Source organism: Sphingobacterium sp. BIGb0116, assembly GCF_024808035.1.
GTDB lineage: Bacteria > Bacteroidota > Bacteroidia > Sphingobacteriales > Sphingobacteriaceae > Sphingobacterium > Sphingobacterium paramultivorum.
On record NZ_JANUDT010000007.1, the window covers coordinates 1 to 16038 of the forward strand.

Here is a 16038-nt window from a genome sequence, read left to right on the forward strand (position 1 = left end):
CGGGTTATGAGCCCGACGAGCTACCAACTGCTCCACCCCGCAATGTATTTTAAGTTTCTTTAAAAGAACCGATCATTGCAATCGGCTCTTTCTTTAGTAGCGGGGACCAGACTCGAACTAGTGACCTTCGGGTTATGAGCCCGACGAGCTACCAACTGCTCCACCCCGCAATGTATTTTAAGTTTCTTTAAAAGAACCGATCATTGCAATCGGCTCTTTCTTTTAGTAGCGGGGACCAGACTCGAACTAGTGACCTTCGGGTTATGAGCCCGACGAGCTACCAACTGCTCCACCCCGCAATATATTTTTGAACAAAATTGCTTTTTCTTTTAAAAAAACAAGATTATGATCCTTCCGAATTGGAGTACAAAGATATATTTTGTTTCTTTGTAATCCTAATAAAATTTAGAAAAATGTCACATAAAGCAGGATTCGTAAGTATCATCGGAAAGCCAAATGCTGGTAAGTCCACCCTAATGAACGCTTTAGTGGGTGAAAAAATGTCTATCATTACACCCAAAGCGCAAACGACAAGACACCGCATTATCGGTATTGTAAACGATGAAGACCATCAAATTGTGTTTTCGGACACTCCTGGTGTTATCAAACCAAACTATTCTTTGCAAGAATCGATGATGAATTTTGTCCAAGGATCGTTGATCGATGCAGACATTATTTTATTTGTGACAGATATCCACGAAAAATACGATGAGAACGATGTCCTGGAGAAATTGCGTAAAACAAATTCCCCTGTTGCTGTGCTTATCAACAAAATTGATAAATCTTCGGAAGAAGAGGTCAAGGCTAAGATTGAATTTTGGCAGGAAAAATTAAATCCAGATACCGTTTTTGCGATTTCAGCAAAATTAAATCATAATGTTGCTGCCGTGATGCACTACATTAAGGACAAGTTACCGATTCACGAAGCCTATTATGAAAAGGATGAGTTAACGGATAAATCCATGCGTTTTTTTGTCTCTGAGATGATTCGTGAAAAAGTATTCAAACTATACGATAAAGAGATTCCTTACAGTACAGAAGTAATTGTTACATCTTACAAAGAAGAAGCAAATATCACACGTATTGCTGCCGAAATTATTGTTGAGCGCGACTCTCAAAAAAATATTATCATTGGAAAAGCGGGAGCCATGATCAAAAAAGTCGGCACCTATGCGCGCCAGGATATTGAAGAGTTTATCGACGGAAAAGTATTCCTCGAGCTTTTTGTTAAGGTAATTCCTGACTGGAGAAGTAAAAAGAACTACCTTAAACGTTTCGGTTACGACGATTAATTCGCATTGAACATTCGTACAGGGGAGATCTTTTTATACCGACCTCCCCTGCACGAACTGTTTTTCTTGTAAATTTTTACTTTGCAAAATATTCACGAAGTGCTTTAATCTGTTTCAGATTAAGCACTTTTTTTAGCTCTTCATCTGAGGCTTCCTTCGCTTTTTTCACCGATTTAAATTCAGTTAACACTTTTTCAACTGTTGTTTTACCTATACCCGGAACATTTTCCAGCTCTGAAACGAAGGTTTTCCGGCTCCGTTGATTCCTGTGGAAGGTGATCCCGAAGCGGTGTGCCTCATCCCGAAGATGTTGAATGATCTTGAGGGTTTCAGATTTCTTATCTAAATAAAGTGGATATTGATCACCTGGATAGAAAAGCTCCTCCAGTCTTTTGGCAATACCGATGACGGTTACTTTTCGCTCTATCCCCAACAAGCGCAAACTCTTTAAGGCTGCGCCTAGCTGCCCTTTTCCGCCATCGATAATAATCAATTGCGGCAAAGGCTGGTCTTCATCCAATAATCGCCTATAGCGTCTAAAAACAGCTTCCTCCATCGTAGCAAAATCGTTGGGCCCCTCAACTGTTTTCACATTAAAGTGGCGGTAATCTTTCTTCGAAGGTTTTGCATCCTTAAAGACAACAATAGCCGATACGGGATAATTCCCCTGAATATTCGAGTTATCAAAACATTCAATATGCTGTGGCAGCACATTCATGCGAAGATCTTTTTGCATCTGCTTTAAGATGCGCTCGGTCCGAATATCAGGATTAAGCTTTTCATATTGCAACAGGCGCTCTTTTCTAAAAAATGCCACGTTCTTTTGGGAAAGCTCCAGCAATTTTTTCTTTTCGCCCAGCTTCGGAATCGTAAATCGAATCCGTTCGTTCTCTTCAATATCTAATTCAAAAGGTACAATAATTTCCCGCGAAAGGCTTTTGAAGCGTTCCCGAATCTCCGGTATGGCCAAGGCTAAAAGCTCCTGCTCACTCTCATCCAAACGCCGCTTCATTTCGAGCGTCTGTGTCTGAATAATAACACCATTCATGACTTTCAGGTAATTGACAAAAGCGTAGCCCTCATCTGAAGCAATACTAAATACATCCACATTTGTAATAGATGAGTTGACCACTGTAGACTTGCTCTGGTAATTGTCCAGCTTATCCAGCTTCGCCTTAATTAACTGCGCTCTTTCAAAATCCAAAGCTGCAGCTGCGGTAGCAATACTCTCCTTTAAACGATTGGTCACCACAGCAATCTTTCCGTTCAGAATATCCTTGATATCACTCAGGTTCTGATCGTAATCGTCTTCGGACTGATACCCTTCACAGGGCCCCTTACAATTTCCAATTTGATATTCGAGACAGATCTTAAACTTGCCTTTCCGTATATTTTCCTGTGTTAGGGCCAAATTGCAGGTCCGGAGGGGAAACAATTCACGAATCAGATCCAATACAATATGCATCATCCCCACGGAAGGATAGGGGCCATAATAACGGGACCCATCCTTAATATATTGCCTGGTCCAAAAAACCCGCGGAAAAGGTTCGTTCTTGATGACAATCCAGGGATAGGTTTTATCATCCTTCAACAGAACATTATACTTGGGTTTGTGCTTTTTGATCAATGAATTCTCAAGCAACCAAGCATCAATCTCCGTGTCAACGATAGTAAAAGATATACGGTTGATCTTCCGAACCAAAACACGGGTTTTGCCATTCAGCTGATTTTCATTAACGAAATACGAGCCGACCCGATTACGCAAATCCTTCGCTTTACCGATATAGATCAGTTCGTTATTTTTATCAAAATACTGATAGACTCCCGGTCGATGCGGTATCTTCTTTAATTCTTCTCTATAGTCAAATACGTCCATTATATTCCAATATCAAACACCGTCAGCAAAAAAGCCAGACAACAAATCTCGAAAAAATTTATTGTCTGGCCCAATGGTATTCGTTAAAATAACTTAGAAACCTAAGCGATCATCTTTTAGTTTAGTCGCATCTTTGCCGCTTGAATCCGTAGACCCATCTTCGACATCAGAGCCACCACCGCCCCAATACTGATTACAGTCAATGACACGGGTAAGCCCACCCTGAGGTTGCTCAAAATCACCTTTGGTATACTTCAAATTTGAATCTTTATACACTTTCTGCATGTAGTAAGCGAATACTGGCATTGCTGCTGCTGCCCCTTGTCCGTACTCCATCCTGTCAAAACTAATGCCTCGATCTTCTGCACCAGTCCAAACACCCGTAACCAGTTCTGGTGTAATACCAATAAACCAGGCATCTGAGTTATCGTTGGTTGTACCTGTTTTACCGCCAATTGGATTTGTTAGCTTATACATCCATTGAATACGTCTTGCCGTACCTTGGGATACCACCTTTTTCAACATATCAACAATAATATAAGCCGATTCACTATTTAAGGCTTTTACGACCTTTGGTGCTTTATCATAGATTGGTGTACCATTTTTATCTTCAATACGTAGGATCGCTGTTGGCTCAATCCAAGTTCCTTGATTCACAAATGCCGAATAAGCACCTACCATATCAAAGACGGACGCTTCATAAGCCCCTAATGAGATCGAAGGATAATTGGGCACATCACTTGTTATACCCATCCGTTTTGTCAATGCAGCTACTTCCGCAGCACCAACTTCGTGCACCAGATAGGCCGTCGCATAGTTTTGCGAATAAGCCAATGCTTTCGCTAAGGTAATCGGGTTTCCACCTTGTGCATTTCCTCTTGGTGTCCATCCGTTATAAGTTTGTTGGTAATTGGGAATACTGTAACATGGTGAATAACCATTGTCAATCGCCACAGCGTACGTAAATGGTTTCGCCGTTGATCCGACTTGACGCGTACCCATTTTTACCTGATCATATTTGAAGTGGTCAAAGTCAATACCTCCAACCCAAGCTTTGATATGTCCGGTCTTCGGTTCCATAGACATCATCGCATTGCGCAACATGAGTTTATTGTACTTTATGGAGTCCATTGGCGTCATCATCGTATCAACACTTCCCTTCCATGTAAATATATTCATCGGAACCTTTACATTGAAGGCCTTTTTGATCTCGTCTTCATTCAAGCCCTCTTCTTTCAAAATACGGTAACGGTCAGAGCGCTTCATTCCACTAATGAGCAACTTGGCTTTATCCCCTTTAAAAGCATCCCTATTTTTCCATTGCGCAGCAAATTTAGACTGCAGTTGCTTCATCCACTCTTTTTGCGAATCCTCTGCATATTGCTGCATAGACATATTGATCGTCGTATAGATTTTCAATCCATCACGATCGAGGTCATAAGGTGTGCCATCTGGTTTGGTGATGGACAATTTTGCAAATTCCTTTTTGATTTCATCTTTTAATACCGCTCTAAAATATGGCGCCAAACCCTCACCGTAATTTGCGATCTTAAGTTCTAAACCAAGTGGTTTTTCTTTCGCTTTTGTAGCCTCCTCAGCCGAAATAAAATTTGCGGCAACCATATTGTTCAACACCGTATTACGGCGAGTACGTGATTTTTCTGGATACCGCACAGGAGAATATGCTCCTGGGCCTTTAAGCATCCCCACCAAAAGGGCTGCTTGGTCAGCTGTCAGTTTATCCGGAGTCGTATTGAAATAAGTCCGCGCAGCGGATTTGATTCCGTATGTATTGTAAGCACCAAAATCTACCGTGTTAAAATACATGGTAATAATCTCATCTTTGGTATAATTTCTTTCCAAGCGAACAGCTGTAATCCATTCCTGAAATTTCTGGATGACACGCTTTAGAAAATTCTTTTGCCGTCCATCCGAAAATAGATTAAGTGCCAGCTGCTGTGTAATTGTACTTCCCCCCTGTTTGTTACCGGTAAGGGTGTGAAAGATAACTGTAAATGTACGTGAGTAGTCAATCCCAGAGTGATCATAAAAGCGTTTATCCTCTGTCGAAACCAATGCTTTGACCAAATAAGGTGACAATTCACTATACTTTACGTTGGAGCGGTTTTGGACATAATAGGTTCCCAATACCTTATGATCTTCCGTGATAACTTCGGAAGCTAAATTACTTTTGGGGTTTTCCAAATCACTGAAGGAGGGTAATTTTCCAAATACGCCAAGACGTATACTCAATATAAAAAGGAAACCTATCGCGACGATCCCGACGATAATTTTCCAAAAATTGAACGTATACCGTTTGACATCAGCCTCAGTAAGTTGATTTTTTTTTGATACTCGTTTCATCTATTTACTAAATTTCAGACGTAAATATTATTCATTTTAAAGACCGCATTGCATAGCCCATTTTTCCGTCCACAGTTGTGTTTTGCAAACTTGGATACTGCATTATTTTGATCTTTAAAGATTTCAATTAAGACATTAATGCTCACTCTATCAGATAGTGTGCCAAGAATCCCTACTTTGGCAAAGGTATTACTAATTGGGCCAAAAGCAAGAATTTAAACGTGAAAATATTGAGGCGAACTACGCGCGTTCAATCAAACAAACCGCATAGGCAACCACCCCTTCCTGACGACCGATAAATCCCATCGTTTCATTTGTTGTTGCTTTAATAGAGATGTCGTCGATATCCAAACCCGTTGCTTCAGCCAGTTTAACTTTCATTTGTGGGATATAGGGTTTGATCTTAGGAGCTTCCAGACACAGCATCGCATCAATATTGCCAAGCGTATATCCCTTCGCAGCAATCAGCGCCATACATTCTTTTAACAACAATAAACTGCTAATGCCTTTCCAGCGCATATCTGTATTTGGAAAGTGGTAGCCAATATCTTCTAAATTGGCGGCCCCCAAAATGGCATCACATATCGCATGGACCAACACATCGGCATCAGAATGCCCAAAGGCACCAGCATGATGCTCCAATTGCACTCCACCTACAATAAATGGATGACCTTCTTTCATCTGATGGACATCAAATCCAAATCCTACCTTAATTTTCATTACACGAATTATATATAATAAAATACAGCCAATGTATGCTATTTGATAACCTAACCTATGAGGTATAGATCAAACCCGATTTATCTTCGCGGAGATCCCCTGGTATGGATATCTAAAAACAATGACAGATTACTGCGAAGATAACAATTCGCAGCTACATTTACCGCGACAAAAGGTTTCTAGCAGGTAGCGCAACGAAAATCATTGAAATAACGGTTCGACCGGAGGAAAAAAAAGACGCATAAAAAAAGGCTATCCTTGAGAATAGCCTTTTTTATATTATTGTCTGTTTGTTTTTCGAAACGCTTCGACAAGTAAAGCTTACGCTTCTACTTCTTCGGGCGCAAACTGATCATACACTTCTCCAAAAGCATCGTAGTCCTGATCGCCATTAGGCTCAAAAACCTGAATATCTTTTGATCGAGCAAAATCAACTATTTCAGTGTTGACATTTTCGTCAGCGACAACCACCATATCGGTAAAATGCAAAGCACCTTTATAGATAGCCTCATAACTACCATCACCGTACACCTGCGCATCCGCTGCTTTAAAGGAACCTTCTGGCGCCATTTCAGCATACTTTGTACCTAATGTACCTTTAAATTCTTCATTGAATAAAGAGTACATCACTTTTGCATCCTTGAATGTAGGATCGTCTTTATAAGTTGTCTTCACGTAAGCCGGTACCAAAGCAGAGAACCATCCATGACAGTGTACTACATCAGGGGACCATCCTAATTTCTTCACAGTTTCCAACGCTCCTTTACAGAAGAACACTGAACGCTCATTATTGTCTGCAAAGAATTCGCCATGCTCATCACTAAAAACTTTTTTACGCTGAAAGTAGTCTTCATTATCCAAGAAATACACCTGCATACGGGCCGCAGGTAATGAAGCAACTTTAATAATTAGCGGATTATCATTATTATCCACAACAATGTTCAAGCCTGAAAGACGAATAACCTCATGTAATCTATTTCTACGCTCATTGATATTCCCAAAACGCGGCATTAAGATCCGGATCTCAAAACCCTTTTCTTGCATCGCTTGCGGAAGTTGACGTGTAATTTCAGAAATTTTAGTTAATTCGAGGAAAGGCGACATCTCGTGAGTAATAAACAATATCTTCGTTTTTGCCATCTCCAGTTATTTTTATTTATTATTTTCGAACAGTAAAATCGGTCTACAAAGGTACGAAAAAAATACTTACTATGCAATTTACTATTAATCATCGTTTTATATTCCCAAAATATTATGCACCTTTGCCAACAAAAAACTAAATAGCAAAGTGGAAATTTTCAAAACGAAAGCATCTCTCCAAGCATACCTGCAAGAAGCCCGATCAACAGGTCAAAAAATAGCCCTAATCCCTACGATGGGCGCTTTACATGAAGGACATTTGTCCTTATTAAATTATGCAAAACCAATCAGTGATATTCGTGTTTGCAGCATTTTTGTTAACCCCACACAATTTAACGATCCGAAAGATCTCGAAAAATATCCACGCCCCATCGAAAACGATATCAGATTACTGGAATCCGTCGATTGCGACATCCTTTTCTTACCAAGCGTTGATGAGATGTACCCCGATAAAAATGAGGTCTGGCATCTCGATCTTGGCGAACTGGACCAAATTTGGGAAGGTGAAAAACGCCCTGGCCATTTCCAAGGTGTCACCCAGGTCGTCTATAAATTATTTACATTGGTACAACCGGATATTGCTTGTTTCGGGCAGAAAGATTTTCAGCAGGTCATGGTTATCAAACGCATGATAGCCATGAAGGATCTCGCGATTCAATTGGCGATATGTCCTATCATTAGGGATCAAGACGGCCTAGCACTGAGCTCTAGAAACGCGCGCTTAAGTGAAGCTGGAAAAAGAACGGCTTTGGCACTCTCCCGTTCCCTGCAATATGTCAAAGATCATATACATGACGCTATCCCGCTAGCGGAAATAAAAGACAAAGCCTTAAAGATTTTAACAGACACCGATGGGCTTAGCGTTGAATACTTTGCGCTATGTGAAAGTTCAACGTTAAAAGAAGTCGATCACATCGATTTCAGCAAGCAGCATGTCGCACTTGTCACGGCCTGGGTCGAAGGTGTCCGTTTGATTGATAATATGATTCTGAATAATTTGTCAAATTAATTGACAAATCTTTCAAATTCAGCAGAAAGCCCTACCTTTGCGCCATGGTAATAGAAGTAATGAAATCCAAGATTCACCGCGTTAAAGTCACACAAGCGGAATTGAATTATGTGGGTAGTATCACAATAGATGAAGATTTGATGGATGCCGCAAATATCATCGCTAACGAGAAAGTTCAAATCGTAAACAACAATAATGGAGCCCGTCTTGAAACATACGTCATCCCAGGTCAACGTGGATCAGGTATTATCTGTTTGAATGGTGCTGCGGCACGCTTGGTTCAAGTAGGCGATATTGTTATCATCATTTCCTACGCAACCATGGACTTTGAAGAAGCTAAGCAGTTCAAACCTTCCGTTGTATTCCCAGACGACAACAATCATCTGATTAAATAATCAGGAAGCACTGTAAGCTTAGTATATAGCTATTTCATATTTTTTTAATGAGTAGATCACGAATACTCACAAAATAAAATCGTATTTTTGAAGCGTTACCCTAAAAAGTAGCGCTTTTTTATGTACCGAAAAACAACGAAATCCCCACGTCAGCTTATCGCATTTTGCCAATTGGTATTAATGTCGCTGATTATTATTTCGGGTGTTGTTTTTATGCACAAAGAGGTAAAATCAACCGGTGAAATTGTCATGCACACCCACCCTTATGATTTTACCAAGAAACAGAAACCGCAAGAAACAGATGACCAAATCGAATACCTCAATGTCATCTATCACAATACCTACGTACAAACTGAATTTACCGTCCTTGAACTTCCTCTTCCGCGTGAAGTAAAAGAAGAACATTATAATTCATTTTGTCCGGAGGCGATCAGCACAACGATCGATCATTACCACTTACGTGGTCCCCCCAGCTTAGCATAAACCAAAAATCAAAGATTTCGAAGGCCTGTCGCTAGTTCCATAACGATCAAACGAACTTGGCGCAAACAAGTAAGACATTACGCATGTGCTAAATCGCTTGGCTCCAGAACGACAGCATGAAATACCGCTTTGATCCCATTTTTATTTGCCTCTTCTTTGAGAATTGTCCCTGTTACAATAGCGAAAACCTTCGCTGAATACTGTCATTATGGTTTCAGTGAGCTCATTGGCATACATTACCTTGTCGGAAACAAGCTATTACCCTGCTTCCGATAAGACGCAATGCCTTGAACGCGGTTCATAACCAGGAACAGACCATGCTATACGAGGCCTGTATTTATAAAATTTTTATAAAATTACGATGCTAAAGCAATACACTTTATTGGCCACATTACTGGCTGGTACATCCACTATATACGCCCAATCAAAACTTGAAGGCTACTTATTTAACAAAAACCATGAGGCGGTTCCTTCTGGTACACTGACTTTAAAAAACAGCAAGCTCGCAACTACATCTGATCCAAATGGGTACTTTAAGCTGTCTGCAATACCAACGCAAAAAGTAACCTTAAATATATCGGCAGTGGGCTATCGCTCCTTCAGCAAAGTCATCTCTTTAGACACGTTGAAGTCGCCTTTGCAAATTCAACTGGAAGAAGACAACCTCAATTTGGATGAGGTTGTTGTTTCGGCTACACGCTATGGCGTCAAACGTAAGGACGCCCCCGTGGTTGTCAATGTCATCGGTCCAAAATTATTTAATGCGACACAATCAGTTGCCATGTCGGAAACATTGAATTATCAGCCGGGTGTACGGGTAGAAAACAATTGCCAGAATTGCGGCTTTTCACAAGTCCGCCTGAATGGCCTCGAGGGCCCCTATTCACAAATATTGATCAACAGTAGGGCGGTATTTTCCGCATTAAATAGCGTGTACGGATTGGATCAGATTCCAACGAGTATGATCGATCGTATTGAGGTTGTGCGCAGTGGTGGTTCGGCATTATTTGGTGCCAATGCGATCGCCGGAACAATCAATATTATTACAAAAGATCCTGTAGAAAACGACTGGCAGGTAAAATCCACCAATTCACTCATTGGCGGCAAAAGCTGGGATAATACAGTGGATTTTAATACCTCTACCGTTTCGGAAGACCTCAAAAGAGGAGCCACATTCTACGGTATGCACCGTAATCGGGAAGCTTACGATGCAAATGGCGATGGTTTTTCGGAAATAACCAAACTTCGTAACACCACGTTCGGCACAAAACTATTTTACAAACCGAGTGACCTGGATAAGATAACGGTTGATTTTAGCACCGTGAATGAGTTCCGCCGCGGTGGTGATCAACTCGATAAAGTACCGCACCTGACGCAGATTACCGAGCAATTGGAAACCAGTTCGCTTGTTGGCGGAATCACATACGATCACTATTCCACAGATTATAAGCAAAAAATGTCGTTGTATGGCTCTGTGCAGAAAACTGTTCGCGACAGCTACTATGGCGGTCTTGGAGGTGGAACAACCCTTGCGGACAGCACATTAGCCGCAAATGCCTATGGAAAAACGAATGATATCGCGCTAGTTGCCGGGGGACAATATACCTACAACTTTGAAAGAGATGTATTTACTGCCGGAGTGGAGTTTTCATACAACAATACCCAGGATGAAATACCAGGGTATAAACGAACCATTGATCAGCAGAACAAAGGACTAGGGAGTTATGCCCAATACGAATGGAAGCCTTTAAGCAACTTTAAAACCTTAATCGGAGCGCGATACGATTACACCTATGTTGACGGCAAATATAGTCTCGCAGGTATAAACCGAAACTCGGATCAGCGTTTTGGTACTTTCAGCCCCAGATTGACAATATTATACGATATCACAAAAGACCTTCAATTTAGAGGAGGCTATGCACGGGGTTTCCGTGCACCACAAGCATTTAATGAGGACATGCACGTCACTTCCATTGGCGGAAACCAAGTATTTGTATTGATCGGTGAAAATCTGAAAACAGAATACTCCAATGCCTATACAGGCTCTTTTAGCTACAATAAAAATTTTGGAAATGTACAGACAAGTTTGCTCGTGGAAGGATTTTACACGGATCTAAACAATCAGTTTGTCAACGTCATGGCGTCTGAAAAAGATGGATTGATTATCCAGGAAATGCAAAATGGTGAAGGAGCCCGGGTGTATGGTTCCAATATTGAAATCAATATTGCGCCATCCTCCTGGTTTTCTTTCCAAACTGGTGGGACGATCCAGCGTTCTCGCTATAAGAAAGACCAACTCATCTATACAGGAAAAGAAGACGGGCAGGACATCCTCACCAAGAAATATGTCCGTACGCCAAATATCTATGGTTATATGAATAGCAACCTGAAAGCGACCAAACAATTTGCGATCGATCTGACGGGCGTGTACACTGGAAAAATGATTGTTCCACATATTCAACAAGATGTAATGACCCTTAAAAATGCCCGGGACTTTGTGGAATTAAATCTCCGCTTAGGGTACACCTTTCCAATACATAAAGATTTCAGCATTGAAATTTTTGGTGGTGTACAAAACATGTTCAATGCTTTTCAGAAGGACTTCGACAAGGGAGCGCTACGTGATTCAGATTATATCTATGGTCCAACACGCCCCCGAACTTATACATTTGGCCTTCGTGTTGGTCATTTTCATTAACATGGATTTGGGATATGAAGCATTTCCAAAAAATATATGTGCTATTGATCCTATTCTTTTATCCGCTCAGTTCTCATGGACAGGAGCGGATAAATTGGATTGATTTTGCACAACTGGATTCACTCCTGACTGTTTCACCGCGCGAAACGCTCCTCTTTATTCATACGGATTGGTGCAGCTATTGCCGGAAAATGGAACAGGAAATCTTTACAAAAAAGGAGATTGTCCAATTAATCAACAAGCGTTACTATGCCGTTCATTTAGATGCAGAATCTATCCAAGACATTGCTTTTGACCAAAGTATATGGAGGCCCTTAAGCAAAAGAAAGAAAACAGGACAATACCATCCTTTAGCTTTGCAATTGCTAAAAGGAAGAAAAATGATCTTCCCAACTCTCCTACGTTTTGATAGCGAATTTCGTCTAAAAAGTATACGACAAAAATACCTGAACTCAAAGGAGTTAGCTGTTTTTTTAGAATAATTTAACATTTACTTGTAGCGAACTCCATTATTCCTGCGTTTTGGATTTTATAATTAATACACACTTTAAGAAATTATGAAAAATATCACGAAATTATTAATGGCGTTTTTGTGTCTGGGAACGATCTTCGCATCTTGTAGTAAAAGCGATGGCATTGACTGGGCAGCTGAACAAGAAAAACAAAGATTAGAAATGATCCGAATTGATTCTACAAGAAAAGCTCAGGCTCCCTTACTTGAGCAATATGCCAAAACACATTTTCAAAATCCAGTTAAATCCGATTCTTCCGGAATTTGGTATGAAGTTCTTGCTGTAGGTCAGTCAGATTCTTATGATTATAAAAATGGCTACCCATCAATCAGTGTAAATTACACTGGTCAACTTACGGATCAAAATGGAACTGTTTTTAGTAAAAGCAAAGAAGGTACTCCAGCTAATTTCTCCAATTTACTATTGGCAATTAGACAGAATTTTGGAATATGCTGGTATTATGCATTTGTGCCACAAACACTTAATCAAAATGGCCAAGATGCTAAATTAGGTGGTTTGCTACCAAAAGGACTACAAAAAGGTTCTAAGATTCGATTTGTTTCATCTTCGGTATTCGCATATGATAATCAAGAATATAAAGGCACAGAAAATGTCACTGTCCCTAAAAACTCTCCGGTTGTGTATACTATTGAAGTAACAGATATTGCTAGAGCTACTTCCAACTAAAAAATACAAATATAGACACACAATAAAGCCGTCCAAAAAATAAGATCAAGTCCTAAAGGGTTAAATATTTGAAATGACACTTCAGGCAGAAATACATATAAGAAGGAAGCTACCCAAAATGGACTACCCCCAAAAAGTTCGACACTTTCTGGGGGTTCTTTCGAGACTGAAACGAAAACTTTGTCAAAGTAATAATTCAACATAACTGAACTTGTATTTTTGTATTTACACATTTTGCGGAAAAGTCCCTTTGGGTGTGTAACACAAACTGTGTCATTGGATTAAAAACTTAAAAACTTCTTTCGAGTTTGAGTCTATCCCCAAATCTAATATAGAGTTGGGATATTGTAAAGCCCAATTTATGCATAGGCATCGTCTATACAAATATTTGGTAAAATCTATGAACTCAAATTCTGAAATCTATACGTAATATTTAACATAAAGTACCTTCCGATTAAATCAGTTCGAGATTTTTTAGTGATCAAAAAATCATTATTAATAACTTTATTTTGTTTCATCTGATTAAAAAGATCAAAGATATTAAGCTTAAATTCCAGTTTTCTTTTTAAATATTTTTGAGATAAAATTAGATCTGTACGACTATTCTCAAATAGATCGGAAGAATACCTTATAGCATCATACATATTTCTCAACTCAATATTAAACAGCACAAAATAGTTAAATCTTAAGTTAGTCGTAAAGTTATGATTAATTGTCTGATTAACCTCCTTCTCACCAATACCTTCAACACTATTATATTCATTTCTATTCAAAAAAAAACTGTAATTAGTATTTATGGAAAACACATCTTTCAAATATCCTACACTTAAATTTCCACGGTAACCTCTAGAAACATCTGTGTAATTTTTTGTAGCAATAAATCTTTCTGTCCGATTTGCAGAATATGAAAGACCATGTTGCAAACTCAAGTTATCTATTAAAAATTTGCTCTTATTATATAAAAAAGAAATTGTAGTATTTGGACTTCTATCATCTACAGAATTGGAAAACGTTAATAAACGCCCTCCCTTCGAAAACTTAATACCGGAAATAACAGTATCACTTTGCAGTACAAAAAGATTTTCAACAATTTTATTTCTATTAATTGATCTTGCAAAACTTAAGCTTGCATTATCGGTATTATTAATCAGATAGCTTCCATTCCAATTTAAATTTAGCAATGACTGATTTTTCAAATTTGGATTTCCAATGCTTGCGTAGTTATCTGTCACAGCAACAATAGTTGGATCTTTTTGCCCTATAGATGGATATACCAAAGATTTAGAAAGGGATAATGTAAGATTCAGTTTTGATTTTAATAACCTATTTGACACACTTGATGTATTTAAAATACCACTATTTTGATCCAAATAAGACCTATTTACATTATTTTCAAACCTACTACTTGATTTTTCGTAATATACATTTGTATTGAAATCAAAAGTCTTTTTAGAGTATTTTAATATAGTACCAGTATGCGTTAGCTGATTTTTTAATAATGTTTCTGCCTTACTCCTATTTATTATATTACTAGAATATGATAGTGAATTGCTAAAATTATGATAGATTTCCCAAAAAAACACCTTTTTAACATTAAATTTCAAAGACAGCTTGGGTTGAAAGAAATTACTATTTGAATTACTAAACACATAATTCTCTGTATGTTCTTTTATAAATTTATTCCTCCCATCAATTTGCCCTCCGCCAAAACCTGCACCCCCAACAATAAATAATTGATCTTTATAGATTTTATACCCCAAATTAAAACTCCCATTATAGTTTTTTGAGTGAATAGAATCATCTGAACGAAATTCTTGTGTTAACTCATTTGAATTATTAACACTAGTAAAACTTTGATTATATTGAAAACCAGAAGTTACATCGAAATAAATTTTTTCATAAAATTTACTAAAAGACGTATTAAAACTAATATTATTACTATTACTCTTTTGGATTCTTTCAAAAACTGAATTATCAATACTATCAATTACTATTATAGTATTAAGAAAATAATCCTTCGTTAAGCTTTGACTTCTGTTGAAATTAAAACTAAGATTAAATTCCCCATTCCTAAATTTGAGGTTATTCTGAACCGAAAAACTACCATTCATTATCTTATTCGAATTCGCATCTATAACTGCCCCCCAATCCCATGCGTTGTTATTTAAATTAAAGTCGACAACAAAATTTTTATTATTTTTAAAAATTATGGTATTCGCTAAGAAATCAAACTTCTTTCTAAAATTATACTTCAAAGCCCCAGAACCTAATATCCCCAAAATTTTTCCGCTAGGAGTCCTCAAATCAATCGAATTAACATCTTTATTATTATTCCCCAAAAAACTGTTTAAAGGATCAGTATAAGGGCTCAAGGAAAAAGATGAAAGTATGTTAGCCGGAAACATTTTTAGAAGTTCCAAAGGGGATGTGAATTTAAATACCTGACCGTTTACTTTAATTATATCTAACAACTTATCCCTATAATAAACCTCACCATCTGTCAGTCTGAAATTTGGATTTCTACTTAAAACATCATAGGCCGTTAACCCCTCTTCTCTTTGTAAAGAATCAATAAAGAAAGTTTTATAATTACTTGTTACATCCACTGTGTCTAATAAGTTCTTCTTTAAAGTATCTACAGTACCATGTAGCATTTTTGTATTACAAAAACTATCTGAAAAAGCCCTTTTATTCGCAAACAAAGAATTATTACAAACCACAAAGTAAATTAAAGTAAATATAAATTTCATTCACGCTCTTTAAAGAAATAAAAGCATATCATTAAAGTTAAATAATGTATAAACAGATTTTACATTAAAAATTAACCTCTGAATAAATAAAATTACCCAGAGGCTAATGCTA

12 protein-coding genes and 2 tRNA genes are annotated in these 16038 nt (G+C 38.3%); 7 read left to right on the plus strand and 7 right to left on the minus strand.

The window, feature by feature from the left end; genetic code table 11:
• Nucleotides 1-97: 97 nt before the first annotated feature.
• Together M2419_RS16660 and M2419_RS16665 are read right to left on the minus strand one after the other, a co-directional pair.
• Nucleotides 98-170: transfer RNA gene (locus tag M2419_RS16660), tRNA-Met, on the minus strand.
• Nucleotides 171-226: 56 nt separating this feature from the next.
• Nucleotides 227-299 (minus strand) — tRNA-Met (locus M2419_RS16665).
• A gap of 114 nt (nucleotides 300-413) precedes the next feature.
• On the opposite strand from M2419_RS16665, the gene era reads away from it, so the two are divergent.
• Nucleotides 414-1292, plus strand: a complete 879-nt coding sequence (era, locus tag M2419_RS16670) for a GTPase Era (protein ID WP_070570335.1) — start codon at nucleotides 414-416, stop codon at nucleotides 1290-1292.
• A gap of 76 nt (nucleotides 1293-1368) precedes the next feature.
• Here era and uvrC read toward each other — a convergent pair whose 3' ends face one another.
• The 4 genes from uvrC to M2419_RS16690 all read right to left on the minus strand — a co-directional run bounded on the left by uvrC (nucleotide 1369) and on the right by M2419_RS16690 (nucleotide 7392).
• Entirely contained in the window at nucleotides 1369-3168 is a 1800-nt protein-coding gene (uvrC, locus tag M2419_RS16675) for an excinuclease ABC subunit UvrC (RefSeq protein WP_153845739.1), read from the minus strand.
• Nucleotides 3169-3261: 93 nt separating this feature from the next.
• Nucleotides 3262-5532 carry a transglycosylase domain-containing protein gene (locus M2419_RS16680; protein WP_153845740.1) on the minus strand — a complete coding sequence of 757 codons (2271 nt, stop codon included), beginning with the start codon at nucleotides 5530-5532 and terminating at the stop codon, nucleotides 3262-3264.
• 240 nt (nucleotides 5533-5772) lie between these two features.
• Complete coding sequence (gene ispF / locus M2419_RS16685; RefSeq protein ID WP_070570337.1) at nucleotides 5773-6252, minus strand: 2-C-methyl-D-erythritol 2,4-cyclodiphosphate synthase; 480 nt, start codon at nucleotides 6250-6252, stop codon at nucleotides 5773-5775.
• A gap of 321 nt (nucleotides 6253-6573) precedes the next feature.
• Nucleotides 6574-7392, minus strand: coding sequence for a glycogen/starch synthase (locus tag M2419_RS16690; RefSeq protein WP_070570107.1), 819 nt, complete (start codon nucleotides 7390-7392; stop codon nucleotides 6574-6576).
• 148 nt (nucleotides 7393-7540) lie between these two features.
• On the opposite strand from M2419_RS16690, the gene panC reads away from it, so the two are divergent.
• From panC to M2419_RS16720, 6 genes are all read left to right on the plus strand, one after another.
• Nucleotides 7541-8401, plus strand: coding sequence for a pantoate--beta-alanine ligase (gene panC, locus M2419_RS16695; protein ID WP_259255413.1), 861 nt, complete (start codon nucleotides 7541-7543; stop codon nucleotides 8399-8401).
• Between the two features lie 44 nt (nucleotides 8402-8445).
• Nucleotides 8446-8796: an aspartate 1-decarboxylase gene (gene panD, locus M2419_RS16700; protein ID WP_088163054.1), complete on the plus strand. Its 351-nt coding sequence runs from the start codon at nucleotides 8446-8448 to the stop codon at nucleotides 8794-8796.
• A gap of 120 nt (nucleotides 8797-8916) precedes the next feature.
• Nucleotides 8917-9279, plus strand: a complete 363-nt coding sequence (locus M2419_RS16705) for a hypothetical protein (RefSeq protein ID WP_088163055.1) — start codon at nucleotides 8917-8919, stop codon at nucleotides 9277-9279.
• Between the two features lie 361 nt (nucleotides 9280-9640).
• The gene (locus M2419_RS16710; RefSeq protein ID WP_182330716.1) at nucleotides 9641-11977 is read left to right on the plus strand and encodes a TonB-dependent receptor; all 2337 of its coding nucleotides are present in this window, start codon (nucleotides 9641-9643) and stop codon (nucleotides 11975-11977) included.
• A 14-nt stretch (nucleotides 11978-11991) separates the two neighbouring features.
• On the plus strand, nucleotides 11992-12459 hold the full coding sequence (locus M2419_RS16715; RefSeq protein WP_259255414.1) for a thioredoxin family protein: 468 nt from the start codon (nucleotides 11992-11994) through the stop codon (nucleotides 12457-12459).
• 75 nt (nucleotides 12460-12534) lie between these two features.
• The gene (locus tag M2419_RS16720) at nucleotides 12535-13176 is read left to right on the plus strand and encodes an FKBP-type peptidyl-prolyl cis-trans isomerase (protein ID WP_259255415.1); all 642 of its coding nucleotides are present in this window, start codon (nucleotides 12535-12537) and stop codon (nucleotides 13174-13176) included.
• 398 nt (nucleotides 13177-13574) lie between these two features.
• Here the strand turns inward: M2419_RS16720 and M2419_RS16725 are convergent, their stop codons facing one another.
• Entirely contained in the window at nucleotides 13575-15926 is a 2352-nt protein-coding gene (locus M2419_RS16725) for an outer membrane beta-barrel family protein (protein WP_259255416.1), read from the minus strand.
• Nucleotides 15927-16038 lie beyond the last annotated feature (112 nt).